Origin of the sequence: Thalassobacillus devorans (genome assembly GCF_011761345.1) — a bacterium.
Lineage (GTDB): Bacteria > Bacillota > Bacilli > Bacillales > Halobacillaceae > Thalassobacillus > Thalassobacillus devorans.
In genome coordinates this window covers 56,445-80,172 of sequence record NZ_JAASRY010000006.1, presented here as the reverse complement: position 1 = coordinate 80,172, position 23,728 = coordinate 56,445, and the positions used below count along the sequence as shown (strand labels likewise).

The following is a 23,728-nucleotide window of genomic DNA, read 5'->3' as shown; positions in this document are numbered from 1 at the left end:
TTATAACGTTATATAAATGGAATTGTTGCACTTCGTACATAATCCAATAACCTTTTCTTATTCAAACTACTTGTACTTGCTTGAAGGAAGGTTTAACGACAAGGAAACATTCAGCAATCAACAATTACAGATTTAACTGAAACGTTTGTGAATCGTAATGATTATAAAGGAGGTAAAGATATGTCGACGACTTTATCCTATGATCGTCTATCTGAAGAAGAAAAACACGCTCATTTTATGGAGCGGATTGAGCAAGGGGATAAGATTGAAGCGGATGACTGGATGCCCGACGAATACCGGATGACATTGATTAAATTGATATCTATGCATGGAATCAGTGAAATCATGGGGGCACTTCCTGAGAAAGAATGGGTGCCAAAAGCTCCATCATTGCGAAGGAAATTGGGAATCATGGCTAAAGTGCAGGATGAAATGGGTCATGGGCAGCTGCTATTGAGGGTAGCGGAAGACTTGATGAAGCCATTGGGAAAAACAAGGGAAGAAATTATGCAAGATTTATTCCGTGGAGATTTAAAGTTTCATAATGTGTTCCATATGCCGGCACCTACATGGGGAGACGCGGGGTTGATCGGCTGGCTGGTTGATGGCGCGGCGATCATTACGCAAACCAATATGCTGAAGGCTTCTTATGGCCCATATGCCAGGGCATTGAAACGTATTTGTGCAGAAGAAGTATTTCATGCCCAGCATGGAGAGGCAATCATCATGGCACTGGCAGAAGGAACGGAAGAACAGCGCGCGTTGATCCAGGATGCCATTGACCGCTGGTGGGAATCATTGCTCATGTTCTTTGGCCCGGCAAGCTCCAGCACGACCGGTGCTTCGAAGCAGGATACTACAATCAAGTATCGTATCCGGACAAAGACCAATGAGGAGCTGCGTCAGGCTTTCCTGGATAAATATATCCCTAGAGTGCTTTCCCTTGGTTTGACAATTCCGGATGAAACGCTCCATTACGATAAGGAGAAGGGAAAGTGGGCGTACCGCCAGCCGGATTGGAATAAATTTAAAGAGATTGTACGAAATAACGGCCCTAAATCAAAAGATCGTCTGGATTTGAGAATTACCGCTTATGAAAATAATGCGTGGGTACGTGAAGCATTAAGTCCAGACGGCGCAGTCGTGTGAAAAAGACGGGGGGATGGAAATGACGACGAATAATGGACGGGATTTTTATCAGGAATTTGAAGTTTTCAGCAGTAAGTCGAATGGAGACCAGGTCCAGCATCAGTTTAGCCTATTGGCGCCAAATGAAGAGATCGCGCTTGTCATGGCACAGGAGAATTTCATGCGCAGACAGCCTGTCGCGGATATCTGGGTGGTGAAAAGGTCCAATGTCAGGAAAATGACACAGGAAGAAAAAGAGTCGTTGCACCGATTGGACAACAAGGAATACCGAACAACCAAAGGGTATGGATACCTGAAGAAAAAATGGCGTCATTACGAACAGAACATTTTAGATGAGAAGGAAATTTTGTCATGGGGAGGGGAGGAGAAACAATGAAGTCTGCCCAGGAAGCAAAAGCTGACCAAAATTATCAAGCAGCTCTGACGGAATTGCTGTACCAGCTGGCCGATGACGATTTCATCATCGCTTTTCGCGGCTCGGAATGGCTGGGGCTCGCTCCTCATATCGAAGAAGATGTCGCTTTTTCATCGATCAACCAGGATACGATGGGGCATGCGGCCATCTATTATCAGCTGTTAGAAGACTTAGGGCAAGGGGATGCTGATGCCTTAGCCCATGGCCGGGAAGCATCTCAGCGAAAGAATGCCGTCCTGCTGGAGGAAGTGAATGGCCCAGGGCATTATTTGAAGAAGCCGCTATATGATTGGGCTTTCGCTGTGGTACGTCACTATTTTTACGCTCAGGCGAAGAAAATTCGAATTGAATCGTTGAAAAATTCCTCTTACCAGCCATTGGCAGATGCTGCTGTGAAAATCAACATGGAATTATATTATCATTTGCTTCATTGGAAAACATGGTTCACTCAGCTTGCCACTGCTAAAGGAGAAGCTCCGGAGCGCATGAAGAATGCCATAGAAAAAGTATCCGCAGATATGGGCGGCGTCCTGGCGTTAGGCCCAAAGGAAGAGGAAATGGCCGCGCTTGGTCTGATTGAGTCAGAAGAAGTTCTGACCCAACGATGGAATAGAGAGATGGAGAAGGTATTTGCCCCGCTGCCAATGTCTTTGCCAGCTGTGGAGATGAAACGGGGCGATGGAAGAAGTGGCGTTCATACATCGGACTTAGACAGCGCGCTTACTACATTAAGTGAAGTGTATAAACAGGATCCAGTCGCCAGCTGGTAACTGACAGCCAGAAAGGAGGGAGAGCGTATGCCTGTCATGACAACGTCAGAAAAGGCCGTCCGCGAAAAGCTTGCCTTGGTGAAAGATCCAGAAATTGATTCCGTCAGTGTGCTGGATTTAGGGATGGTAGAACAAATTACTGTTGAGGGTTCATCGGTTCAAGTGAAAATGCTGCCAACCTTTATGGGTTGTCCTGCCCTTGAGATCATCAAAGCTAACGTGGAAAACAAATTGCTCGAATTGGATTGGGTGAAGAGCGCCACTGCGGTGTTCGTATATGATTCACCGTGGACGTCAGAGAGAGTGACTGCTGAGGGACGTGAAAGACTGAAAGAGTTCGGCATCGCCCCTCCACCAGAAAAACTGGACCCGGATGGGGCCTGGCATGTGGACTGTCCCTATTGTCAGTCGACCTACACGACCATGGACAATATATTCGGACCGACAGCATGCCGCAGTATTTTGTATTGCAAGCAATGCAAAAATCCTTTTGAAGCCATGAAACCTGTATCGACTATGATGTGATTTTAATAGGAAAGGATGATAGAAAATGGTAAAAATGATCGCGCTTTACAAACACCCGGAGGATAAAGAAAAGTTCGATGAGCATTATTTCAACACGCACGCTCCGATCACCGCGAAAATTCCTGGATTAAGAGAAATGAAGGTTACGAGAGTGACTGGATCTCCTATGGGAGGAGAAGGCAAGTACTACCTGATGTGCGAAATGTATTACGACAGTTATGACGCGTTGCAGGAAGCGATGAAAACCGATGAAGGAAAGGCATCCGGGAAAGATTTGATGGGGTTTGCCGGTGATTACGTTACGTTAATGGTAGGGGAAGAAGTAAATGAATGACTTTACATTCATCCGAACAAGCGTGAAGGAGCAGGTGGCAACGATTGAATTGAACCGTCCTGAAGTCCTGAATGCGCTGAACCGGGGGATGGTGAGAGAGGTCATTTCAGCACTGGAAATGTTCGACCGGGATGAAGACGTAAAAGTGATTCTGCTAAGCGGAACAGGGCGTGCGTTCGCTGCCGGTGCCGACATTGATGAAATGGCTGACGATGGCCCGATTGATTTTGAAATGAACAACCCGTTTGCCGATTGGGACCGGATAGCGAGAGTGAAGAAGCCGATCATCTGTGCCGTTCATGGATTTGCTCTGGGGGGAGGATTTGAACTGGCACTGGCATGTGACATGATTTTTGCTGCGGATACGGCAAGCTTCGGTTTTCCGGAAGTGAATATCGGGGTGATGCCGGGAGCAGGCGGAACACAGCGATTGACGAAATTATTAGGGAAAACCCACGCGCTGCACTGGTTATGGACAGGGGATAAAATGACGGCACGGCAAGCGTATGAGTATGGTCTCGCAGCCCGACTGGTCGCACCAGAATTGCTGATGGAAGAAACGGAAACATTCGCACGGCGTCTCGTGAACCAGCCGCCTTTATCACTGCGTTTAATCAAAGAAGCTGTCGACGCAGCTGTCGATCAGCCGCTGAACGAAGGGATGCAGCTGGAGAGAAAGAATTTTTATCTGTTATTCGCTTCCGAGGATCAAAAGGAAGGGATGAAGGCATTTATCGAAAAACGGCGGCCGGACTTCAAAGGGAAGTAAGGAGGGATGGATATGTTCGAAACAATCAACTACCAGATACATAACAACATTGCCTGGATAACATTGAACCGGCCGGATAAGCTCAATGCTTTCATCGGCCAGATGAACAAGGAAGTGCAGCAGGCCGTCAAGCAGGCTGACAAGGATGATAATGTCCGCTGCCTCGTCATTACAGGTGAAGGACGAGCATTCTGTTCAGGACAGGATTTATCAGAGGTCAATGAAGAAACCAATTTAGGGGATATCATCCGTGCCTATTACGGACCGATGATTAAAGAAATTGCCCGGTGTGACAAGCCGATCGTGGCAGCACTGAACGGGGTGGCGGCAGGTGCTGGCATGAGTCTTGCCCTTGCCTGTGATTTCCGGATTGCTTCTGAAAAAGCGAGCATGGTCGAGGCGTTTATCCATGTTGGATTGATACCTGATGCCGGGAATTTGTATTACCTGCCGCGTCTGGTAGGACACGCCAAGGCACTGGAATTAGCGATTCTTGGTGAGAAAATTACGGCTGAAGAAGCGAAAGAATTCGGGCTGGTTACAAAAGTAGTGCCGGAAGGGTCTTTGGAAAAAGAAGTAGAACAGTTTGCTGTCCGGCTGGCAGCAATGCCGACAAAAGCGATTCAGCTGATCAAACGGAACTTGAAAGAGAGCTGGTCGATGGAGCTTGATGATTATTTGGAAAAAGAAGCGCAGGGACAGCGGATTGCCGGGTTGACCGCCGATTATAAGGAAGGCGTCGAAGCATTTTTGCAAAAACGGAAGCCGGAATTCAGCGGAAAGTAGGAACAGCGGATTAAGGTGGAAGATTAAGCGTTCGGGAAAATTGGTTAGTGAGTTCAAACTGGATAACTATTTTTAAAGGAGTGGAGAAAATATGGCACAAGTAAAAGAGCAGAAGTTAGAGCAGTTGGATATGAAACGTGACCGTTACCACATGATTATTAACGGAGAACGGGTAGAAAGTTCCACGGGAGAAACGTTGACGATCCACAACCCAGCGACAGGAGAACCGATTGCCCAGGTGGACAAAGCCTCGATTGAAGACGTTGACCGCGCCGTAGCCGCGGCACGTAATGCTTTTGATAACGGAAAATGGAAGCGTTATCCTGTAAATAAACGCTCACGTACCTTGAATAAAATCGCAGGTATCATGCGCTCTCGATTTAATGAATTAGTAGAATTGGAGATTCTTGATTCAGGTAAGACGCTATCAGCAGCACAGGGGCAGGTCATGCAGGCAATTGAAGATTTTGAGTTTTACGCGGGGGCAATAGTCGGCCATCGCGGTACGGTCAACAATATGCCAGGTGCCTTCCATAACTATACAGAAAAAGAGCCGGTCGGCGTATGTGCCCAAATCATTCCTTGGAACTATCCGATGATGATGGCGGCATGGAAAGTGGCTCCGGCGATTGCGGCAGGATGTTCTGTCGTCGTAAAACCGGCATCGCTTACACCGTTGACTGCCATCGTAATGGGTGAAATCTGCATCGAAGCAGGCGTTCCAGAAGGCGTTGTCAATATCTTGCCTGGCTCAGGTTCTGAAGCGGGCAATCATTTAGTTGAGCATCCGGATGTCGACAAGGTGGCCTTCACCGGTTCTACTCCTATCGGAAAAGATATCATGGCAAAAGCCTCTGAAACATTGAAACGTGTGACGCTCGAGCTTGGCGGCAAATCTCCGAGCATTGTATTTGATGATACGGATATCGATGCCGCAGTAGATGGTTCCTTGTTCGGTATTTTCTACAACACCGGACAGTCGTGCGAAGCGCGCTCCCGCTTGTATGTGCATGAAGATATCTACGATGAATTCATGGAAAAATTCGTCGAGAAGACTAAGAAGCTGAAGCTTGGTAATCCGTTTGAAAAAGAAACCCATATCGGCGCGATTATCAGTAAACAGCAACTGGAAGTCATCGATGGCTATGTGAAATCAGCCGTGGAAGACGGAGCGACTGTTCTGGCAGGCGGGAAGCCGGCGGTAGTAGAAGGATATGAAGATGGACATTGGTATGAGCCTACCATCATCACAGATGTGAACCATGATATGAAAGCAGTTCAGGAAGAGATCTTCGGACCGGTGGTTGTGGTCATGAAGTTCAGTGATGAAAAAGAAGTAATTAAGCTTGCCAACGACAGTGATTATGGACTTGGGTCGGCAGTCTGGACTAAAGACCATGGCCGCGCAACGAGAGTAGCCAACCAGATTGAGGCAGGTATCGTGATGGTCAACTGCCCATTCTCGGCATTCCCGGGCACACCATTCGGTGGTTATAAGCAGTCCGGGTTCGGCCGCGAGCTATGCGTCGAAACACTAGATTTATATACCGAGACAAAGAGTATCATCTCTTATTACGGCAGCAAGCCGATCAATCCGCTCGGCGTATGATAAAGCAGTGAATACAAAGGCTGTCTCCTTGAGGCAGCCTTCTCCTTTCGATCGTGTTAAGTAAGAATAGTACTGCGTTAAGTCGGAATGTGGGGGAGTCAGGGAAGAATGCTGCTGCGTTAGGACAGAATAGCTGTCCGTTAAGTAAGAATACTAGATTACTGGGGGGTTAGATCGTGATCAAAAAAATAGTAGTCGTCGGGTCAGGTGTGATGGGAAGAGGAATCGCATATGTCAGTGCTGTGGGCGGTTATGAGACAGTGCTTGTTGATATCAGCGAAGAACAGCTTGCCAGTGCAGAGGTCGAACTGGAGAAAGTATTCCATAAAGGGATTGAAAAAGGAAAGATTACACCGGAACAGCGTAATCAGGCTCATGGTTTATTAAGCTATGCTACTGATTTAGCGCAGATTGTTGCGGATGCCGATTTGGTGATCGAAGCGGTTCCGGAAAAGCAGGGAATCAAGCGTAAGGTTTTTGAAACAGTAGATCAGCACGCCAAAGACACCTGTTTCTTTGCTACCAATACATCAACGATGAGTCCAACGGAAATTGGCTCCTACACCAAGCGGCCGGAGAAACTGATTGCGATGCACTTTTTCAATCCAGTCTATAAAATGCCACTCGTTGAAATTGTACGTGGACTGGAGACAAGTGATGAAACCGCAGAAGTGATTCGGACTGTCGCTGAGCAGATGGGTAAAGAAACGGTAGTAGTGAATGAATTCCCAGGGTTTGTGACAAGCAGGATCAGTACATTGGTCGGTAATGAAGCCTTTTATATGCTTCAGGAAGGCGTCGGTACACCGGAGGAAATTGATAAAGCGATCAAGCTGGGACTCAATTACCCGATGGGACCTTTTGAGCTCGGAGATCTGGTCGGTCTTGACGCCAGGTTGAATAATTTGAAATACCTCCATGAAAAACTGGGCGAAAAATACCGGCCAGCGCCGTTGCTCGAGCAATACGTAAAAGCAGGCAGGCTAGGACGTAAAACAGGCCGTGGTGTCTATGACTATCGGGAAAAGGAAGTGCTGAAATGAAAGAAGTAGTCATTGTTGATGCTGTCCGGACGCCTATAGGCCGATATCGTGGGGCTTTGAAGCATGTCCGCCCGGATGATTTAGGAGCGGTTGTCATTCGTTCCCTGCTGGAACGGAATTCTGGCGTGCCGGTGGAGGAACTGGAAGAGGTTGTGCTTGGAAATGCCAATCAGGCCGGTGAAGATAACCGTAATGTTGCGCGGATGTCGGCGCTGCTTGCCGGATTGCCGGTCGAAGTTGCCGGTGTAACGGTCAATCGCTTATGTGGATCAGGTCTTGATGCGGTTAATTATGCAGCTCGTGCAATTATGACGGGTGAAGGTGATATGTTTATAGCAGGTGGTACCGAAAGTATGACCCGTGCTCCTTTTGTTATGGGGAAACCGGAAAGTGATTTTCCAAGAGGAAATCAGGAAATGTTCGATACTACGATAGGCTGGCGCTTTGTCAATGACAAGCTGGCGAGCGAATACGGTACAGACAGCATGCCACAAACAGCAGAAAATGTCGCTGAGCGCTATCAGATTCCTCGGAAAGAGCAGGATGAATTCGCTTATGGCAGCCAGCAGAAGGCGAAACAGGCAATGGAATCCGGTCGTTTCCAGGAAGAAATTGTTCCGGTCACTTATCTTGACCGAAAAGGTAATGAAATCACGGTCGATACGGATGAACATCCCCGCCCGCAGACAAGCTTGGAAAAGCTCGGCAAACTCAGACCATTATTTGACGGTGGCACGATTACAGCTGGGAATGCATCCGGTGTCAACGACGGAGCCTCAGCACTATTATTGATGTCAAAAGAGAAAGCGGAGGAGTTGGGGTTAGAGCCGATTGCTAAATATGTAGTGTCTGCAACGGCAGGTCTGGAACCTGAAGTGATGGGGCTTGGACCTATCTATGCGACCAGAAAAGCGTTGAAGCGTTCGAGTCTATCAATCTCTGATTTAGGTCTCATTGAATTGAACGAAGCTTTTGCTTCCCAGTCTTTGGAGTGCATCCGCCAGCTCGAGCTGGACGAAAAGAAAGTAAATGTCAATGGCGGAGCGATTGCATTCGGCCATCCCTTAGGTGCCAGTGGCGCAAGAATTTTGACGACTCTCATCCATGAAATGAAGAAGCAGGATGTCCAATACGGGCTGGCGACAATGTGTGTAGGAGTCGGGCAGGGAATCGCTACTATAGTGGAAAATGTCCGTACATAGCTAGTGTTACCCTTATTGCAAGATATGATAGAAGAGAAGAAGACTTGGTGACGAGCCAGGTCTTTTATATGTGACAAAAAAAGTAAATATAACAGCTGTTTTGGTGGGGTTGTTGATATATAACAGGTAAAACATTACAATAGTAAATGTAAACGCTTTAATAATAAAAAGGGAGAGCTGATGCCATGCATGTACCATTAATATTGACTGATTTCTTAGATCGGGCAGTTAAACTTTACGGAGAAAAACCGGCAGTCATCGATGATGAACGTGTACTGACATACCGGCAGATGAATGAGCGTGTCAATCAACTTTCCCGGGGGCTGCAGGCGCTTGGGGTAGAAAAAGGGGATAAAGTTGCTTATCTGGCACCAAATACAACTGAAATGCTGGAAGGCTTTTATGGAGTATTCCAGGTCGGAGCAATCATGACTCCATTGAATACCAGATTGAAGCCGGCTGATTATCAATTTATTCTCGAACATAGTGACAGCAAAGTGTTATTCGTGGATGAGGATCTTTATCCATTGGTGGAAGAAGTCCTGCCCAAGCTTCCTGACCTGGAGCAGGTCATTGTTCATGGTGAGGCAAAAGATGGCTGTCTGGCTTATGAAGCATGGCTGGAGACTTTTTCAAATGATAGCTTTGACCGGGTAGAACTGGAAGAGTCTGATATCGCATCTTTATTATATACGAGTGGCACAACAGGCAATCCAAAGGGAGTGTTGTTAAGTCACCGCGCAAATTATCTGCATGCGCTTTCTACGATGCATCATTTGCGTGTCTCTGATCAGGATACACTGCTGCATGTACTGCCGATGTTCCATGTCAACGGCTGGGGCTCTCCTTTTTACTATACAGCTAATGGTGCAACTCAGGTGATGCTCCGTAAGACGGATCCGAAGCTGATTTTAGAAAAAGTAGAGAAACATAACGTATCCATTCTGCATATGGCACCAACCGTGCTGAATATGGTGATAGAAGCTTATGAAGCAGAGCGCCCGGTTATTGAGCAGGACGTCCGGGTCGTCATCGCAGGGTCGGCCCCGCCTCCGGCTTTTGTCAGAAAAGTGGAAGAAGATTTGAAATGGAAATTCGTACAGGTATATGGCATGACGGAAATCTCACCATTGATTACAACCTCTGAACTACGCTCCATGGATCTTGATCTTCCAGCCGAAGACAGGTATCGCCTGAAAGCAAAGGCAGGCTATGAAATGATTGGCAGCAGAGTCAAAGTAGTTGATGAACTTGGTGAGGAAGTCCCGCAGAATGGCAAGGCGATTGGAGAAATCATCACTCGCACAAACGGGATGATGGAAGGGTATTACAAAAACCCGGAAGCAACCAACGAGACAATCCGAAACGGCTGGCTGCATACCGGGGACATGGCTGTCGTAGATGAAGGCGGCAATATTGAAATCGTTGACCGGAAGAAGGATGTTATCATTAGCGGCGGCGAAAATATTTCCTCTATTGAGGTCGAAGGTGCTCTCTATGAACATCCTTCCATACTGGAAGCGGCAGTTGTGGCTGTTCCCAATGAAAAATGGGGAGAGGTGCCTCATGCAGTCGTTGTCCTTAGGGACGGAGAAACATTGACAGAAGAAGAAATCATCGCATTCTGCCGTGAAAAGCTGGCCAATTTCAAGACGCCGAAAAGTATTACCTTTACGGACGAGCTGCCAAAAACCGCGTCAGGAAAGATTCAAAAAGTAGTCATCCGGAAATCGTTCTGGGAAGATAAAGGCCGAATGGTCAATTAAATTGATACTTGCACAGTCCCCTGATAACGTATTTATCAGGGGCTGTATTTTATATTTTGAAGACTCAGTGTCGAGATTTATTGTTTCCGTTATGGTTCTGAGATTTTGAAGGGCCGGGAAATCACTCGCTTTCCATGGGCGTACGGTGAGCTTCCTCGGGCTAAAGCCCTGCGGGATCTCACCATGTACTATCCTCCCATCGGGAGACACGACACGCATAAGCAGAACAGCAAAAGGGAAGTGATTTTTCTTCCCGTTGATAGACTGCTTATGTCGCGAGTGTCTAGGCGATGAAGCTGGAAAGCGAGTAGTTTCCCAGCCGCCCCTAACGCTATTATAGTAAAGAACCCCCTTCTATCTCGAAATCAAGTCTTCGACTTTACGGACTTATTAATGGATAATTTCACAACAGAGCCTTTATGCCTTGGAAATTTGGCGACAAGTCATTGTTTTTATGATAGAGAGCAGGGGAAAGGAACGATAAGGAGGAATGAAGATGCTGGGAAATGTAGAGCTGGTTATTGACGCTAAAGCTCAATTAGGTGAAGGGCCGAGCTGGGATAGGGAGCAGCAGGTTCTTTACTGGGTAGACATTGAAGGGAAAAAGCTTAATATTTTCGACCCTTCATCCGGGAAAAACAGGGAGATTCCAGTAGATCAGCGAGTAGGTGCGGTGGTTCCAAGGAATTTCGGTGGAGCTATAGCAGCGATGGAAAATGGCTTTTATACATTGGACTTAGAGACAGGAGAAACGCGCCCGATCATTGATCCAGAAGAAGGCATTACGGAAAATCGCTTCAACGATGGAAAGTGTGATCCTGAGGGACGCTTTTGGGCTGGAACGATGAGTTACAACGGCATTCCGGAAAACGGCGCTTTGTATTGCCTTGACAGAGACATGAATGTTGAAAAAAAGGTGGATCATGTCAGTACCTCTAACGGATTGGCCTGGTCACCGGATAACCGGTTTATGTACTTTATCGATACACCGACCAAGCAGGTAGTACGTTATGAATTTGATCAAGATACCGGAACGATCAAGAATCCCGCTATTGTCGTGGAAATTCCAGATGGGGAAGGAAAGCCGGACGGGATGACAATCGACACGGAAGGCAACCTTTGGATTGCACATTGGGGAGGTTCCAAAATATCGGTCTGGAACCCCGATAAGGGGGAGCGATTAAGAACAATCCCTGTTCCGGCATTGAATGTCACTTCGTGTACCTTTGGCGGAAAGGAAATGAATGAGTTGTATATTACGACAGCAAGTGTCGGGATGGAAGAAGAGGATCTGCGGAAGTACCCTTCAGCGGGCGGATTGTTTAAAGTGGAAACCGAAGTTACAGGCGCCCCGAGTTACCCTTTTAAAGGATAATTGTTGTGGGAAACAAATCATTACAGCAATAGAAAAGGCTGCCGTCGTGGCAGCCTTTTTCTGTATTAGTTAGTTTAAAGGTTGTTGAGGGGCAGGTGAGTAGCTTTGCAGCATTTGGTTCATATCCTGCTGGGCAAGCTGTGGAACTTGATAATAGCCGTGCTTATTCTGGTATAAGAAAAGCTCGTAGCTCATTTCAACCATATTCGGTACGCTGTCCGCAACCACTCTTCTTATGACAGGGTTAGTCATTTCAAGGGCGGTCATGGCCATCGTCGATGCCAGTCCTTTCACCTGACCAAGCATGAAGGAGGAATACTCGGCATCCGTCAGTTCTGACGGGTTTTGAGCAGGCTTTTTCGGCTGGCCTGGTTGCATTCCATACACGACATCATTATCTTGCGTCATGTTATACACGTGAGTAGATTGTGACGGTTTCTGGCCTGTTTTAAAGCTTTCTGTCATGATGTTATACAGTTCAGTAGTGAAATTTGCCTGCCGAGTCAAAATATCCTTCAGCTCCGGATCCTGGACATTTTGCTCATACATTTTATACTGATTGAGCATACCGATTACACCGCCAATCACTTCATGTGCGTCGAATAATTCATGCCCGCCATGGCTCATGTTAGGAGCCATATTGGCTGATACTTGTTGGGTCCCGTTCGTTTGAGGCTGGTTCATTGGATTTTGATTTTGCATGTTTTTCCCTCCATATTAAGAATTCTGTCTTATTTTTAACCAATAAAGGAAAAACATGTATGAGAGGTCAGAGGTTCCTGGCTTTCCGCTGCAAGGCTTTTTTATCTTTCAGCCACTCCGGATGAATAGCTATCCGGTTGGGGGAAAGGTTTCTTAGGTTCACACCAGCCCCGTAATAATAGGATTGCCAAACAATTTTCGAGCAGTATTGTTCATGGTCCATGCTGCCGAGAGGAGTGCGGATGCGGTAATCTGCTTTTGGATACTTCTTATAAAGTTTTGCCAGATAATCGGCGGCTTTCCTGCCGACGTCAGGGTCTTTCGGTGAATAAATGGTGATGGAGCGGAATTTATGGAAATAGCTTTCTAGCGTATCTTTCATGAGCCCGGATGGTATCGAATGAATGACTTCTCTGTTCTGGTTGATAATCCCTACGTGGCCGACATACTTGGATTCGCTCTGACCGATCGGGGAAAACAACAAGTCGCCAGGCAGAATAGGTATATCGGTTCCAGGGTATGTTTCCGGGTTGTCGTGTACAATTGGAGCCCGTGCTTTACGCGGACGAGCTAAAAACACAGTGATACCTGCAGCTAAGCTGAACAACATCGTGATTATTCTTGGCAGCTTTCCCATAAGTGACAGCCTTCTTTCTAATAAGTGGTGGTGAATTAATCGTATGGGAAGATGGGAGAAAACTCAACTGAGCTGCAAGGAATTGTGTTATTAGAAAAGAAAGTGGAATATTAGACTACTGCTGCTCTATACTAGACAAAGGCATTTGGGGAAGATCCACAAAAAACCACCCTTAAGCGGGTGGTTTCATGGTTTATTCAAAAATAGTGTTGGATAGTAAGCGATACAGATAAAAGGTGTGATCGCGGAAACCAGCTTCTAAGCCGATCAGTGTTACATCTTGGTCATTTTCCTGGATGATCACCGCTTCACCAGCTGCTTGTTCACTATTTTTCCAAAATCCTGACTGGAAAAAGTCCTCCTTAGCAAATGAGGCTGCGACAGTCTGGTCTGTCAGGCTGGTGTACCATACCGGGCTATAAACGAAGCCGATATCATTGTTGTCATAGCCTGCTGTCAACGAAGAATCCTGGTAGTCGACACTCACAATTCCATTGCTGTTTCGTGCTCCTGTTTGGATTTCCACATCCGTCAAACCGAGCGTTTTGCTCGCTTTGGATGCTCCTGCACCAACAGCGATGTACTGACCGCCATCTGATACAAAGTTTGTTACCTCTTGCTGGAAAGCATCAAATTGCTGTTCATCTTCGAGACCGAATGGCTGATTAGCTTCCCGCAACTCATAAGAAATGAGGTTTTCGGTACCGCTGTATACGAATACATCGTAATCGTTCAACCCCTGTTCGGCAACTTCAGCAGGAGTGATTTCCTCGACATCAAAGCCGAGCTTTTCTAAGGCAATCCTTGTTCCTGCATGGGACTGTTGTTTGTTCATCCCGCCATCTTTCAGAATGGCAACGGTGACATCTTCTAATTCTTCCGCATTATCCGGTATTTCTTCTGTATTAAGTTTCAATCCTGATGCTTTGGCAAGCTTATTCAGGGTATTTCCAGATTGCTTTTCGACATAGAAGTCGCCATTTTCACTTTTGTAAACGGAAATACCTTGCTCGATTAATGCATTTACAAGAGCCACAGCTTCTGTAGAACTGTTTGGAATAATGTATGGACCTTTTCCTGATAATTCTCCACTTGTTGTTACTTGATTGACAGGGGCAGAGGTGATCTCAAGCTCCTGTTCTGCCGGAATCGCTGCAAATCCCCACAATTCAGGGAAACTCCAGGCCGATATATCATACATTGCTGACGTATCATCACTGATATCCTCGCCACTCCAAAGGATGGTGTTCGCAAGGCCTGCTTTAGGCTGATCCATAGGAACGATAAAGGTTCCTGCTTCGTATTGTTCGCCGTTAACTGTAAATGATTGTTTCGCTTCTTCTACCTTAATATCATTCTGTTGCAAATGCTCTACTGCTTTGTGGGTAGCGTTCGGGTCATTTTCATCAACTGGCAGCATGTAGGCGTATGGGAAGTGTGCTTCCTCATGGTCCGGATGCTGGAAGTTGATACCCCGTTCGAAAATCTCAATTTGGTCGTTGATCATTTCATCCTTGTTTTCTGTAGCAAATTTCAATGCACCCATGACGGAATTGATTTGCCATTCCACCCCGTCCCACGTGTTATCAGGCGCTTCAATGGTAGCACCGTAGGCGCCATGATACATGGCATACATTGGTGCGAAAATCGGTGGGTAGTCGTCCCATCCTGCATCAGCATCACGAGCCGGAATATGGACGCCTTCCAGGTTCTGATAGAGATCAGACTGATAGTTTTCCTTATTCTCAACGATTTCAGCTTCCATTGCTTCCGCTTGATTTAATGCCCACTTGGAATATAAATCATATTCATAGTTCGGGTTATGCGGTGGAGTAGTCGGCTCAATCAAGCCAGGCTTCTCATCTGAATAATTGACATAGCCATGCAGGTCAAGGAACACCATCGGGTTCCACTCGGTCATCAACTTAATAGAAGCTTCTGTTTCTGGCTGCGATTGTGTAATGTAATCGCGGTTCAAGTCAATTCCCTCTGCATTGAACCTTTTCGCATCAACACGTCCATCAGGATTGACGACTACGTTGAAGATCAGGATGTTATTCTCAAGAATTTCAGTTGTTTCCTGATCGTTTTCGAATGCAAAACGCTCAATCAGTTTCAAGACTGCGTCGGATCCGACAAATTCTGTTCCATGAATGGATCCATCGATCAATACAGGTACTTTAAAGTCCGGATGCTTGTCTGCCCAGTCTTGGGCGTCGCCAGGATTCTGGAACATTTTATTTCTTAGGGCCTGGATTTTTCCGTATTTTCCTTTGGAAGCAGGATCGCTGATAGTTACAGCATAGATATTCCGCCCTTCTGTGGACTTTCCTGTCACTTCCATCGATACACGATTGCTTTCTTTCTCGATACGTTGCAGTTGTTCTACAATTTCTTCATACGTTACGTAATCATAGTGCTTTGCATTAAATGGACTTTGTTTTTTCTCTTCTTCTGCCGATACTGCCTCTGTCGCAGCGGTTAATGGCAAGAAAGCTATGAATGTTAAAATTAGCAGTCTAGTGATTATTTTCTGCATATGTAAACCTCCCCTTTCATAAATATTCAACTACATTCATCTAGTAGATTTCAAATGATTTTCCGATAAATTAGGAAAAACAATCATTTTGTCCCATGATGATAAGGGGGAGTAGGGAGTTTATAACCTGTATGAAAAGGACTAATGTATTAGAAGAATATTCCTTTTTATGAATAATAGTTTTATATTTATTGTATATAGAGAGGCAGGCATACCAACGAAGTGTGTTAAAATTTAGGAGACCCATCAGGAAAAGCGCTGAATTGATTTTTATTGAAAGGGGAGAAGAAATGCTAACGTATGAAATCAAAGATTCACAGCTGGATCGAGTCAAGCCCATGGACAAAGATATGGTGAGTGAGGAAATAGAGAGGATTATTTTCGAATTTGAGTTATTAATATCTCAAAAAACGACTCTCAGTACAAAAAAAGGTTCGGTTCATTGGCATGTAAAGAAGCCTGATGAAAAAGGCGTGTTGGAAATTACCTATTGGCCCAAGACAGCCAGGCTATGGATCGATATACATAATAACAGACAGAAGGATTGGAACCTCGCTATAATAAAGCCGATAGCAGATCGCTTCACAAAGGAGTTTGGGGGAAGGGTAGAACACATCAGCGAGTAAACTAAGGGAATTGGTCACCCTGCAGTATATTGCCAAGGAGTGCAGGGAATATGCCTGGACTCCTTTTCTGTATCAATTCCCCTGAGAAAGCCGTTTGTTTTGGACAAAATAGGGTAAGTATATTAAACTGTAGTCCTTTGTCATACAATTCAACGTACATAAAAGGAGGAGCTATGAAAAACGTAACGTTAGTCTTTTGGTATTCGATTGCCATATGTACTGCTTTTGTGGTTTGGGGAGTATTCGCTCCGGATCACCTGGAAACAGTATCCGGCAATGTCACCGGATATATCTCGGATATGTTTGGCTGGTATTATTTATTGATTGTTATGATTATGCTGGTTTTTTGTGTCTATTTGATTTTTTCACGCTTTGGAAAAATCCGGCTTGGAAAAGAAAACGACCGTCCTGACTTTAAGCTGCCCACCTGGTTTGCTATGTTATTCAGTGCCGGGATGGGAATGGGAATGGTATTCTGGACGACTGCGGAACCAATTTCTCATGCATTCCTGAGTGCTCCCGTGGCTGAAGTAGGGACAGATCAAGCGATCAAAGACTCCCTGCAATATTCTTTCTTCCATTGGGGTGTCCATGCATGGGCCGTTTATGGTGTAGTTGCCCTGGTACTTGCCTACTTTAAGTTTCATAAAGGGTATCCTGGTCTGGTCAGCGCCACACTTGTTCCTCTGTTTGGAGAAAAGAGCATGGGTGGTACCCCAGGTAAATTGATTGATACTTTAGCAGTTTTTGCTACTGTCGTAGGTGTCGCCGCTACCTTAGGATTTGGTTCGGCCCAAATTAATGAAGGACTCTCTTTTCTATTCGGTACTCCTAATAATTATGGATTCCAACTATTGATTTTAGCCGTCGCAACGGCGTTATTTATCATCTCTGCATGGTCGGGAATCCATAAAGGCATCAAATATTTGAGCAATATTAACATGGGGCTTGGCTTCCTGTTGTTGATCCTGCTGTTCCTTGTAGGGCCGAGCATATATATTTTGAACATGTTTACCGACACGCTTGGGAGATACATTACTAACTTTTTCGATATGAGCTTCCGCATCGCCCCGTTGAATGAAGACAATCGATCCTGGATCAATGGCTGGACGATATTTTATTGGGCATGGTGGATTTCCTGGTCGCCATTTGTCGGTATTTTCATCGCCCGGATTTCCAAAGGTCGTACCATTAAAGAATTTATGCTTGGTGTGCTGGTAGTCCCGTCACTTGTCTGTTTTATTTTCTTCGCCGTATTTGGCGTTTCTGCACTTAACCTTGAACAAAATGGCATCGCTGTCATCTCCGATTATGCGATGGAAACAGCAACCTTCGGTGTGTTGCAGCATTACCCATTAGGTACACTGATGTCATTCATCACGATTTTCGTTATCGCCATCTTTTTTATAACCTCAGCTGACTCAGCCACATTTGTGCTGGGCATGTTGAGCGGGGGAGGTTCACTGAATCCTTCCAGTGCTGTGAAAATCATTTGGGGGTTAACGCTGTCTGCGATGGCGGCTATTATTGTCTACTTTGGCGGGACGCAAGGGTTGCAAAATGTCCTGATTATCGCTGCACTTCCATTCTCGTTCGTCGTGCTTCTTATGGGAGCTTCCTTTTTCAAAGCTGCTCGCCAGGAAGTGAAGCCGGGAAGAAAAAGGATGAAAAAGAAAAAAGCGAAGTCACCGGCTGTAAACGAGTCATAAAAGTTTAGAAATAACCAAGAGGACTGGGGAAATAATTTTGCCAGTCCTCTTTTTTTTACCTTTTAAACTGTATCAGGTTAGCTATTTTCTTCATAAAATCATCAATCGTCTCAAAATCTTTAGGAGAATGATTGTACCATTTACGAATGGTTTCCATAAGCCAATAGGGAACAGGTTTGCTATCAATGAAGTGGTAATAGCATTCATACGCTTTTTTTAAATGCTCCCAGCGAAAATCATTGCCAGGCATGACATATTCAGATACGTCTAAGACCTTTGCCCGGCCATCCTGCAAGAGTATATTTTTTAAATGAATATCCCTTGGATTTAAGCCGCATTCCCGGATATAACTCCTTGTATCCTCAACATCAAGGATTACCTGTGCAGGAATATGGATACCCTGCACCAGGCAGTCATATAAGGTAGGTCCTGCTTCGTAGCCTAGTTTAAGGTAACGGTCCCCGGTCTCGTAAAGCTTTGGCAAAGTTTCTGTCTCCCCTAATATTTGGTAGACGTAGTGCTCGATATCTTTTTTATATACTTTATCCTTGGCATACACCTTATACGCAAACGAAGGCGTGTTGATATGGCGGAAGACAGCTGCATCTGTACCAATACCTATACATTGTAAGCCTTCAGTATTTCCTGCAATTTGGACTGGTCCGTTATTTCGAGAGGAGGTAATTTCAATCCCTGTTAATGCTTCTTGTGCACCATCTGATACTTTGGACATCTAGACAACACGCCCTTCTTTAATAGAGATACACATTTCTATTGAATAATATAGTATTCGAGTGCGTGCCGGTTTATTAGTAGGTTGTTAGCATGAAGTCTTACGAGATCAGGTCACTCAGTTGTGTTGATCGTAAGCCTTTCGCTTATTTCTCTGGTATGCAGTAAGTCTTCGACAGTTATGTTCAATTGCTCGGATTCTTCAAGAAAAGATGGTGGTAAGATGAGCGTGAAACTGTTTTGCTCCATTCTATGAATATTAGCCTGGGAGAGCGGTGACTCATCATTTTCATTTTTTATGGTTATATTGGTATCCAGCCAGGGATCACTCCCTTCATGAAGAAAACTTGGAGCTTCTACACCCAAAAAACTCCCGGATTCGGTCTCGGCAGAGGAATCGTAACGGATCGTCAACTCCGCACCTTGATGATTGTATTCCAGCCTGTCTATCAGAACCTTTGTATCAAATATTTCTGTGATGACCTTTTCATCAGCACTTTCGATCTTCAGCAATTGATAGGAAGCGTCTTGGTCATTTCTCCATTCTTCATAATCACTTACATCCAGCTCAAAGCTGTAGGATTGATCACTAACAGTACTGCTCTTTATAAAGGAAAGCTCGATTTCACTCGGTATATCCGAAAAAGGGCTGGTATAAGCAGAAAAGATGGCTGGCTCCTTATTTTGCTGTTCTGCTCTCGGTTGATCGAAATAAATATGAAAAGGGTATGCTTGATCTTCTGTTTTCAATTGCCCTTCTACCTGTACCGGATGATTTTGTTTCTCGTCCACTTGAATTTGCAGCTCGGTCGACATGACGTCGAGATTAACTTCCTTAATATAGATATCCCCGTCCTCTAGTTCAAGGGTTTGTTCTACTGGGAAAGAAGCGAGCAGGTTATCCTTTAAATCATATTCCAATCCTAATGTAGTCTCTTCCGTCCGATAACTGCCATCGGGAAGTGTAACATTAAAATAAACAGATACGGTTTCATTCATCTTTTCCACAGGCCTGCCTTCTTCATCAAGAATAGGGCTGCCTGATGCAAGCAGGTATACGTTACCTTCATAGACCGCTTTTTCCGGGATAGTAGCGTGCATGGTTGGCGAATGAGGGAAAGGGTCTCCATCCATGGTTTCCATAGTCATCCCATTCATCCCAATATTATGGTGATTGCTCGGCAGGTTGGCTATATCCTCCAGCCCTATACTGTAAAACAGGAAAGTACCCTGGTTTGAGAACCAGATTTTGTCCAGGTAGACTTCTCCTCCATGATCCTGAATGGTTACAGTTTGATTTATATCCTGGAATAGCCCTCTATCAGCAGCTGTTTTTAAACCAGGGATAAACGATTCAAAGTGTTCATAAATCTCCTCTTTCGTTTCAACATCTTTCCATTGTACCGGAATGTCCGTCTCTTCTTTTTCTGTGTCCTCTGCTTCTGTTTCCGGAAGAGTAGCATCCATAACGGGATCCCCCATAAAAAATTGCGTACCGATGAACAGACTCAGGATAACGAGAACGCCAATGGTTAACTGGACCTTCTTCTGGTTGTTTTTTGTTTTTGTCATAACGTTGCCCCCATTTTTATCTCCTACCAATCTATTTCTGTAAAAAATTGTAGATTCCTGCAATTGTTTACATCCACTTAAGCTTAGAGTTTGAAATCATAACTTCAGTAATGTTAGATATAACTAACACATGGAAATTAACAGAAAATGAGGGGATCGATTGATAGATAAAATCCTTAGTTTCATCGGAGGATTGATTATATTTACAGCCATTGTGCTATTCTTTGTCTTTTATATGAAGGATGAAGACATGAAATTTGACTTTCCTCAAAGAAAAGGTGACGCCCCGATGCCGACAGAACTTCACCCCGCTGTAGCTGAGAAACGGGATGAGCTCATCGACAGAGCGGCAGATAAGGGGATCGATGTAGTGATTACGGAGGGGTTCCGTACCATTGAAGAACAAGAAGAAATATACGAGCGCGGCAGGTCCGAAGATGGTGACATCGTTACCTACGCAGAAGGCGGTGAATCCTATCATAATTATGGTTTGGCCATCGACTTTGCGTTGAGGAAGGAAAATGGGGATATTATTTGGGATACCGAATACGATGGCAATGACAACGGGGACTCTGATTGGATGGAAGTTGTGGATATAGCTAAGGAGCTTGGTTTTGACTGGGGTGGGGACTGGCGGCGTTTTAAAGATTATCCGCACTTACAGATGGACTTGGGGTATAGTATCCGGGAATTGAAAAATGGTTTCCGCCCAGACTGGCCAGAAGGAAAAGACTCGCAAGAAAACGAATAATCCATGCGCCTGGTCATCAGCTGGGCGCTTTTTTAGTGACGTTCAAGTGCTGGTTCGTTGCAGAACCGTCACGTATGTGATATCATTATTTTCTGACAATTATAGAACTTCATCATAGATGATAAAGAAAGAGGTTAAAAGGCATGGGCATGAATACACGTTCGATGATATTCACGTTATACGGTGATTATATCAGACATTATGGTAATGAAATATGGATTGGCAGTTTGATTACGCTCTTAAAAGAATTCGGTCATAATGAACAGGCAGTACGTGCAGCGATTTCCCGTATGTATAAACAAGGCTGGGTGGAGTCGACAAAGAAAGGGAACAAAAGCTATTATTATCTGACAGAGCGTGGCATAGACCGTATGGAAGAAGCGGCAGACCGTATTTTTAAATTCAAACCTGCGGAATGGGATGGAAAGTGGCGTATGTTGATGTACACGATTCCTGAAACGAAAAGAAATGCCCGCGATGAGTTTAGAAAAGAATTAGTGTGGAGCGGCTTCGGTGCCATGTCAACAAGTACATGGATATCCCCGAACGATTTAGAGAAACAGGTGAAGAACCTTATTGAAAAATATGAGATTGAACCTTACGTCGATTTCTTTGAATCGGAATATAAAGGGCCGAATAATGATTCTAACCTTGTGGAAAAATGCTGGAACCTTGATGAAATCAATGAGAAATACAATGAATTCATTTCGTACTATAGCCAGAAGTACATTATCGATCGTAACAAGATTCAAAAAGGAGAAATGTCCGACGCGGAATGTTTCGTAGAAAGAACCAGTCTTGTCCATGAATATCGGAAATTCTTATTCGTCGACCCGGGTCTTCCGGAAGAGTTGCTGCCGACGAAGTGGCTCGGAAATCACGCGGCTACTTTGTTCAGTGACTATTACCGGACATTGGCAGAGCCGGCTTCCCGTTTCTTTGAGCAAGTCTTCCGGGAAGGAAATGAAATCAAGCATAAAGATGAATCGTATAATGCCATGGACCACCCACTGATGATCGAACCTTAAAGCTCCTTTGCCATGGTGGGAACAACAGGGCAGGAAAATCAATTGTATAAGGATTATTTAATTTGTTGTTGGTATTCTTTTCCTTTTTGGACGTAAGTATCAATCGAAAGCTGGATGAGTTCAAAGTCTTTTTCGTTCAGTTCCCGGACTACTTTTCCGGGAGATCCGACTACAAGCGAACGAGGCGGGATTTTCTTACCCGGTGGAATCAAAGTGTTGGCACCAATAATAGATTCTTCTCCAATCACTGCTCCATCCAGGATCGTCGAGCCCATCCCGATGATGCAGCGGTTTTCTACCGTACATCCGTGAAGAATCACGTTATGTCCGACCGTCACTTCATCCTTTATGATTAGCGGAGATTCCTCATAAAGGTGACAGGTCGCATTATCCTGAATGCTGCAGCGTTCTCCGATTTTGATTGGAGCTTCATCCCCTCGCAAGACCGCATTAAACCAGATGCTTGATTCTTTTCCTATGGAGACATCCCCAATTATATGAGCACCTGGGGCCATGAATACCGTATCATCTACTTCAGGCTGCTTTCCTCCGTAAGTATGTAACATTGTCTTCCTCCTTGTCGTTGTGTAAAGATTAAAAATATTATAACATTATTTATACGAAGGGGGAAAATTATGAAGCATGTTTGTGATTTATTAACTATTCGCTATCCGATTATTCAAGGTGGTATGGGAAATATCAGTAATGCTCCGCTTGCTGCTGCTGTTTCTGAAGCTGGCGGTTTGGGGACCATCGGGGCAGGGACTATGCCTCCTCATGAACTGGAGTCCATAATCCTGGAAACAAAAGAAAGGACGGACCGCCCATTTGCCGTCAATGTCGCGATAAAAGTAACCCCATACTTAGAGGAGACTATCGATATTATCCTTAAACATGAGGTGCCAGTTGTATCCTTATCAGCGGGAAATCCTGCTCCACTTATACCTGTATTGAAAGAACATGGAAAGAAAATCATTACCGTCACTGCTTCCGTCAAACAGGCGGTCAAAGCTGAACAGGCAGGAGCAGATGTCATTGTGGCGGAGGGTTATGAAGCAGCCGGCATCAACTCTAACCTTGAATTGACAACTCTTACGTTGATTCCTCAAATCGTCGATGCTGTCAACGTCCCGGTACTGGCAGCAGGAGGCATTGGAGACGGAAGGGGGCTGGCTTCCGTGCTCGCCCTTGGAGCGAGCGGTGTTCAAATGGGGACAAGGTTGATCGCTACAAAAGAAGCGCCGTTCCATGAGGCCTACAAACGGAGGCTGCTGGAAGCGAAAGAAAACGATACGGTGATTGTCGGCAGATCGGTCGGCAGAGTGAGAAGAGTGATGAATACTCCCTATAGTCAGAAACTGCTTGATTATGAAAAAACAGGGGTACCATTAGAAAAATTCAATGAGATGACATCGGAAGACTATCATAAAATTGGTGCAATCGAAGGGCGGCTGGATGAAGGCTTCATTAACGGAGGACAGGTATCGGGGCTCGTTTCTAATATCCCTTCTGTTGCTGAGCTTATCGATATGATGATGAATGATGCGGCGTCCCGAATCCAGCAGTTACACGAGAACTTCAATTCTAACTATGTAAAATAAGCTGCAGCTGAAATAGCTGCAGTATTTTTTTGTCCCTAATTTCACAGATAAACTTACTTTTACTTAAGACCCAGTTTCGAGAGAAACT

General features: G+C 45.2%; 23 protein-coding genes. 17 read left to right on the top strand and 6 right to left on the bottom strand.

Annotated features, from left to right (window positions below; all coding sequences use genetic code 11):
* Nucleotides 1-180 precede the first annotated feature (180 nt).
* The 12 genes from paaA to FHS45_RS17195 all read left to right on the top strand — a co-directional run bounded on the left by paaA (nt 181) and on the right by FHS45_RS17195 (nt 11,743).
* Entirely contained in the window at nt 181-1,149 is a 969-nt protein-coding gene (gene paaA / locus FHS45_RS17250; protein WP_062438795.1) for a 1,2-phenylacetyl-CoA epoxidase subunit PaaA, read from the top strand.
* Between the two features lie 19 nt (nt 1,150-1,168).
* On the top strand, nt 1,169-1,525 hold the full coding sequence (paaB, locus tag FHS45_RS17245) for a 1,2-phenylacetyl-CoA epoxidase subunit PaaB (protein ID WP_062438797.1): 357 nt from the start codon (nt 1,169-1,171) through the stop codon (nt 1,523-1,525).
* Complete coding sequence (gene paaC, locus FHS45_RS17240) at nt 1,522-2,334, top strand: 1,2-phenylacetyl-CoA epoxidase subunit PaaC (protein WP_062438799.1); 813 nt, start codon at nt 1,522-1,524, stop codon at nt 2,332-2,334. Before paaB ends, paaC begins: the two co-directional genes overlap by 4 nt.
* A gap of 27 nt (nt 2,335-2,361) precedes the next feature.
* The gene (paaD, locus tag FHS45_RS17235) at nt 2,362-2,859 is read left to right on the top strand and encodes a 1,2-phenylacetyl-CoA epoxidase subunit PaaD (protein WP_062438801.1); all 498 of its coding nucleotides are present in this window, start codon (nt 2,362-2,364) and stop codon (nt 2,857-2,859) included.
* A gap of 25 nt (nt 2,860-2,884) precedes the next feature.
* Nucleotides 2,885-3,193, top strand: a complete 309-nt coding sequence (locus tag FHS45_RS17230; protein ID WP_062438802.1) for an EthD family reductase — start codon at nt 2,885-2,887, stop codon at nt 3,191-3,193.
* Nucleotides 3,186-3,962 carry an enoyl-CoA hydratase/isomerase family protein gene (locus tag FHS45_RS17225; protein ID WP_062438804.1) on the top strand — a complete coding sequence of 259 codons (777 nt, stop codon included), beginning with the start codon at nt 3,186-3,188 and terminating at the stop codon, nt 3,960-3,962. Before FHS45_RS17230 ends, FHS45_RS17225 begins: the two co-directional genes overlap by 8 nt.
* 12 nt (nt 3,963-3,974) lie before the next feature.
* On the top strand, nt 3,975-4,748 hold the full coding sequence (locus FHS45_RS17220) for an enoyl-CoA hydratase-related protein (RefSeq protein WP_062438807.1): 774 nt from the start codon (nt 3,975-3,977) through the stop codon (nt 4,746-4,748).
* Between the two features lie 91 nt (nt 4,749-4,839).
* The gene (locus FHS45_RS17215; RefSeq protein ID WP_062438810.1) at nt 4,840-6,357 is read left to right on the top strand and encodes an aldehyde dehydrogenase family protein; all 1,518 of its coding nucleotides are present in this window, start codon (nt 4,840-4,842) and stop codon (nt 6,355-6,357) included.
* 176 nt (nt 6,358-6,533) lie between these two features.
* Nucleotides 6,534-7,400, top strand: coding sequence for a 3-hydroxyacyl-CoA dehydrogenase (locus FHS45_RS17210; protein ID WP_062438813.1), 867 nt, complete (start codon nt 6,534-6,536; stop codon nt 7,398-7,400).
* On the top strand, nt 7,397-8,602 hold the full coding sequence (locus tag FHS45_RS17205) for an acetyl-CoA C-acyltransferase (RefSeq protein ID WP_062438815.1): 1,206 nt from the start codon (nt 7,397-7,399) through the stop codon (nt 8,600-8,602). Before FHS45_RS17210 ends, FHS45_RS17205 begins: the two co-directional genes overlap by 4 nt.
* A gap of 185 nt (nt 8,603-8,787) precedes the next feature.
* Nucleotides 8,788-10,368 (top strand): long-chain-fatty-acid--CoA ligase, encoded by a 1,581-nt coding sequence (locus FHS45_RS17200; RefSeq protein WP_062438818.1) that lies wholly within the window; start codon nt 8,788-8,790, stop codon nt 10,366-10,368.
* Between the two features lie 496 nt (nt 10,369-10,864).
* On the top strand, nt 10,865-11,743 hold the full coding sequence (locus FHS45_RS17195; RefSeq protein WP_062438820.1) for an SMP-30/gluconolactonase/LRE family protein: 879 nt from the start codon (nt 10,865-10,867) through the stop codon (nt 11,741-11,743).
* 69 nt (nt 11,744-11,812) lie between these two features.
* Here the strand turns inward: FHS45_RS17195 and FHS45_RS17190 are convergent, their stop codons facing one another.
* From FHS45_RS17190 to FHS45_RS17180, 3 genes are all read right to left on the bottom strand, one after another.
* Nucleotides 11,813-12,445 carry a spore coat protein gene (locus FHS45_RS17190; protein WP_062438823.1) on the bottom strand — a complete coding sequence of 211 codons (633 nt, stop codon included), beginning with the start codon at nt 12,443-12,445 and terminating at the stop codon, nt 11,813-11,815.
* A gap of 67 nt (nt 12,446-12,512) precedes the next feature.
* The gene (locus FHS45_RS17185) at nt 12,513-13,082 is read right to left on the bottom strand and encodes a YiiX/YebB-like N1pC/P60 family cysteine hydrolase (RefSeq protein ID WP_062438825.1); all 570 of its coding nucleotides are present in this window, start codon (nt 13,080-13,082) and stop codon (nt 12,513-12,515) included.
* A 193-nt stretch (nt 13,083-13,275) separates the two neighbouring features.
* The gene (locus FHS45_RS17180) at nt 13,276-15,621 is read right to left on the bottom strand and encodes a M14 family zinc carboxypeptidase (protein ID WP_062438828.1); all 2,346 of its coding nucleotides are present in this window, start codon (nt 15,619-15,621) and stop codon (nt 13,276-13,278) included.
* A gap of 290 nt (nt 15,622-15,911) precedes the next feature.
* On the opposite strand from FHS45_RS17180, the gene FHS45_RS17175 reads away from it, so the two are divergent.
* Both FHS45_RS17175 and FHS45_RS17170 read left to right on the top strand, forming a co-directional pair.
* Entirely contained in the window at nt 15,912-16,247 is a 336-nt protein-coding gene (locus FHS45_RS17175) for a hypothetical protein (RefSeq protein WP_062438830.1), read from the top strand.
* A 173-nt stretch (nt 16,248-16,420) separates the two neighbouring features.
* Nucleotides 16,421-17,956, top strand: a complete 1,536-nt coding sequence (locus tag FHS45_RS17170; protein WP_062438831.1) for a BCCT family transporter — start codon at nt 16,421-16,423, stop codon at nt 17,954-17,956.
* 55 nt (nt 17,957-18,011) lie between these two features.
* On the opposite strand, the gene FHS45_RS17165 is transcribed toward FHS45_RS17170, so the two are convergent.
* Together FHS45_RS17165 and FHS45_RS17160 are read right to left on the bottom strand one after the other, a co-directional pair.
* On the bottom strand, nt 18,012-18,689 hold the full coding sequence (locus FHS45_RS17165; protein WP_062438834.1) for a protein kinase family protein: 678 nt from the start codon (nt 18,687-18,689) through the stop codon (nt 18,012-18,014).
* Nucleotides 18,690-18,802: 113 nt separating this feature from the next.
* Nucleotides 18,803-20,260, bottom strand: a complete 1,458-nt coding sequence (locus FHS45_RS17160) for a hypothetical protein (RefSeq protein ID WP_062438835.1) — start codon at nt 20,258-20,260, stop codon at nt 18,803-18,805.
* A 235-nt stretch (nt 20,261-20,495) separates the two neighbouring features.
* Between FHS45_RS17160 and FHS45_RS17155 the strand changes: the two genes are divergently transcribed.
* Both FHS45_RS17155 and paaX read left to right on the top strand, forming a co-directional pair.
* Nucleotides 20,496-21,011 (top strand): M15 family metallopeptidase, encoded by a 516-nt coding sequence (locus tag FHS45_RS17155; RefSeq protein WP_082411887.1) that lies wholly within the window; start codon nt 20,496-20,498, stop codon nt 21,009-21,011.
* A 149-nt stretch (nt 21,012-21,160) separates the two neighbouring features.
* Nucleotides 21,161-22,039 carry a phenylacetic acid degradation operon negative regulatory protein PaaX gene (paaX, locus tag FHS45_RS17150; RefSeq protein WP_062439125.1) on the top strand — a complete coding sequence of 293 codons (879 nt, stop codon included), beginning with the start codon at nt 21,161-21,163 and terminating at the stop codon, nt 22,037-22,039.
* Nucleotides 22,040-22,092: 53 nt separating this feature from the next.
* Here the strand turns inward: paaX and FHS45_RS17145 are convergent, their stop codons facing one another.
* Complete coding sequence (locus tag FHS45_RS17145) at nt 22,093-22,605, bottom strand: gamma carbonic anhydrase family protein (protein ID WP_062438840.1); 513 nt, start codon at nt 22,603-22,605, stop codon at nt 22,093-22,095.
* A 69-nt stretch (nt 22,606-22,674) separates the two neighbouring features.
* Between FHS45_RS17145 and FHS45_RS17140 the strand changes: the two genes are divergently transcribed.
* Nucleotides 22,675-23,640, top strand: a complete 966-nt coding sequence (locus tag FHS45_RS17140) for an NAD(P)H-dependent flavin oxidoreductase (RefSeq protein WP_062438843.1) — start codon at nt 22,675-22,677, stop codon at nt 23,638-23,640.
* The last annotated feature ends 88 nt before the right edge of the window (nt 23,641-23,728 follow it).

Excerpts from the sequence above, each read along its gene's own strand:
- paaA (WP_062438795.1), top strand. The coding sequence starts at position 181 with ATGTCGACGACTTTATCCTATGATCGTCTATCTGAAGAAGAAAAACAC.
- paaB (WP_062438797.1), top strand. The coding sequence starts at position 1,169 with ATGACGACGAATAATGGACGGGATTTTTATCAGGAATTTGAAGTTTTC.
- paaC (WP_062438799.1), top strand. The coding sequence starts at position 1,522 with ATGAAGTCTGCCCAGGAAGCAAAAGCTGACCAAAATTATCAAGCAGCT.
- paaD (WP_062438801.1), top strand. The coding sequence starts at position 2,362 with ATGCCTGTCATGACAACGTCAGAAAAGGCCGTCCGCGAAAAGCTTGCC.
- FHS45_RS17230 (WP_062438802.1), top strand. The coding sequence starts at position 2,885 with ATGGTAAAAATGATCGCGCTTTACAAACACCCGGAGGATAAAGAAAAG.
- FHS45_RS17225 (WP_062438804.1), top strand. The coding sequence starts at position 3,186 with ATGAATGACTTTACATTCATCCGAACAAGCGTGAAGGAGCAGGTGGCA.
- FHS45_RS17220 (WP_062438807.1), top strand. The coding sequence starts at position 3,975 with ATGTTCGAAACAATCAACTACCAGATACATAACAACATTGCCTGGATA.
- FHS45_RS17215 (WP_062438810.1), top strand. The coding sequence starts at position 4,840 with ATGGCACAAGTAAAAGAGCAGAAGTTAGAGCAGTTGGATATGAAACGT.
- FHS45_RS17205 (WP_062438815.1), top strand. The coding sequence starts at position 7,397 with ATGAAAGAAGTAGTCATTGTTGATGCTGTCCGGACGCCTATAGGCCGA.
- FHS45_RS17200 (WP_062438818.1), top strand. The coding sequence starts at position 8,788 with ATGCATGTACCATTAATATTGACTGATTTCTTAGATCGGGCAGTTAAA.
- FHS45_RS17195 (WP_062438820.1), top strand. The coding sequence starts at position 10,865 with ATGCTGGGAAATGTAGAGCTGGTTATTGACGCTAAAGCTCAATTAGGT.
- FHS45_RS17190 (WP_062438823.1), bottom strand. The coding sequence starts at position 12,445 with ATGCAAAATCAAAATCCAATGAACCAGCCTCAAACGAACGGGACCCAA.
- FHS45_RS17185 (WP_062438825.1), bottom strand. The coding sequence starts at position 13,082 with ATGGGAAAGCTGCCAAGAATAATCACGATGTTGTTCAGCTTAGCTGCA.
- FHS45_RS17180 (WP_062438828.1), bottom strand. The coding sequence starts at position 15,621 with ATGCAGAAAATAATCACTAGACTGCTAATTTTAACATTCATAGCTTTC.
- FHS45_RS17175 (WP_062438830.1), top strand. The coding sequence starts at position 15,912 with ATGCTAACGTATGAAATCAAAGATTCACAGCTGGATCGAGTCAAGCCC.
- FHS45_RS17170 (WP_062438831.1), top strand. The coding sequence starts at position 16,421 with ATGAAAAACGTAACGTTAGTCTTTTGGTATTCGATTGCCATATGTACT.
- FHS45_RS17165 (WP_062438834.1), bottom strand. The coding sequence starts at position 18,689 with ATGTCCAAAGTATCAGATGGTGCACAAGAAGCATTAACAGGGATTGAA.
- FHS45_RS17160 (WP_062438835.1), bottom strand. The coding sequence starts at position 20,260 with ATGACAAAAACAAAAAACAACCAGAAGAAGGTCCAGTTAACCATTGGC.
- FHS45_RS17155 (WP_082411887.1), top strand. The coding sequence starts at position 20,496 with ATGAAGGATGAAGACATGAAATTTGACTTTCCTCAAAGAAAAGGTGAC.
- paaX (WP_062439125.1), top strand. The coding sequence starts at position 21,161 with ATGAATACACGTTCGATGATATTCACGTTATACGGTGATTATATCAGA.
- FHS45_RS17145 (WP_062438840.1), bottom strand. The coding sequence starts at position 22,605 with ATGTTACATACTTACGGAGGAAAGCAGCCTGAAGTAGATGATACGGTA.
- FHS45_RS17140 (WP_062438843.1), top strand. The coding sequence starts at position 22,675 with ATGAAGCATGTTTGTGATTTATTAACTATTCGCTATCCGATTATTCAA.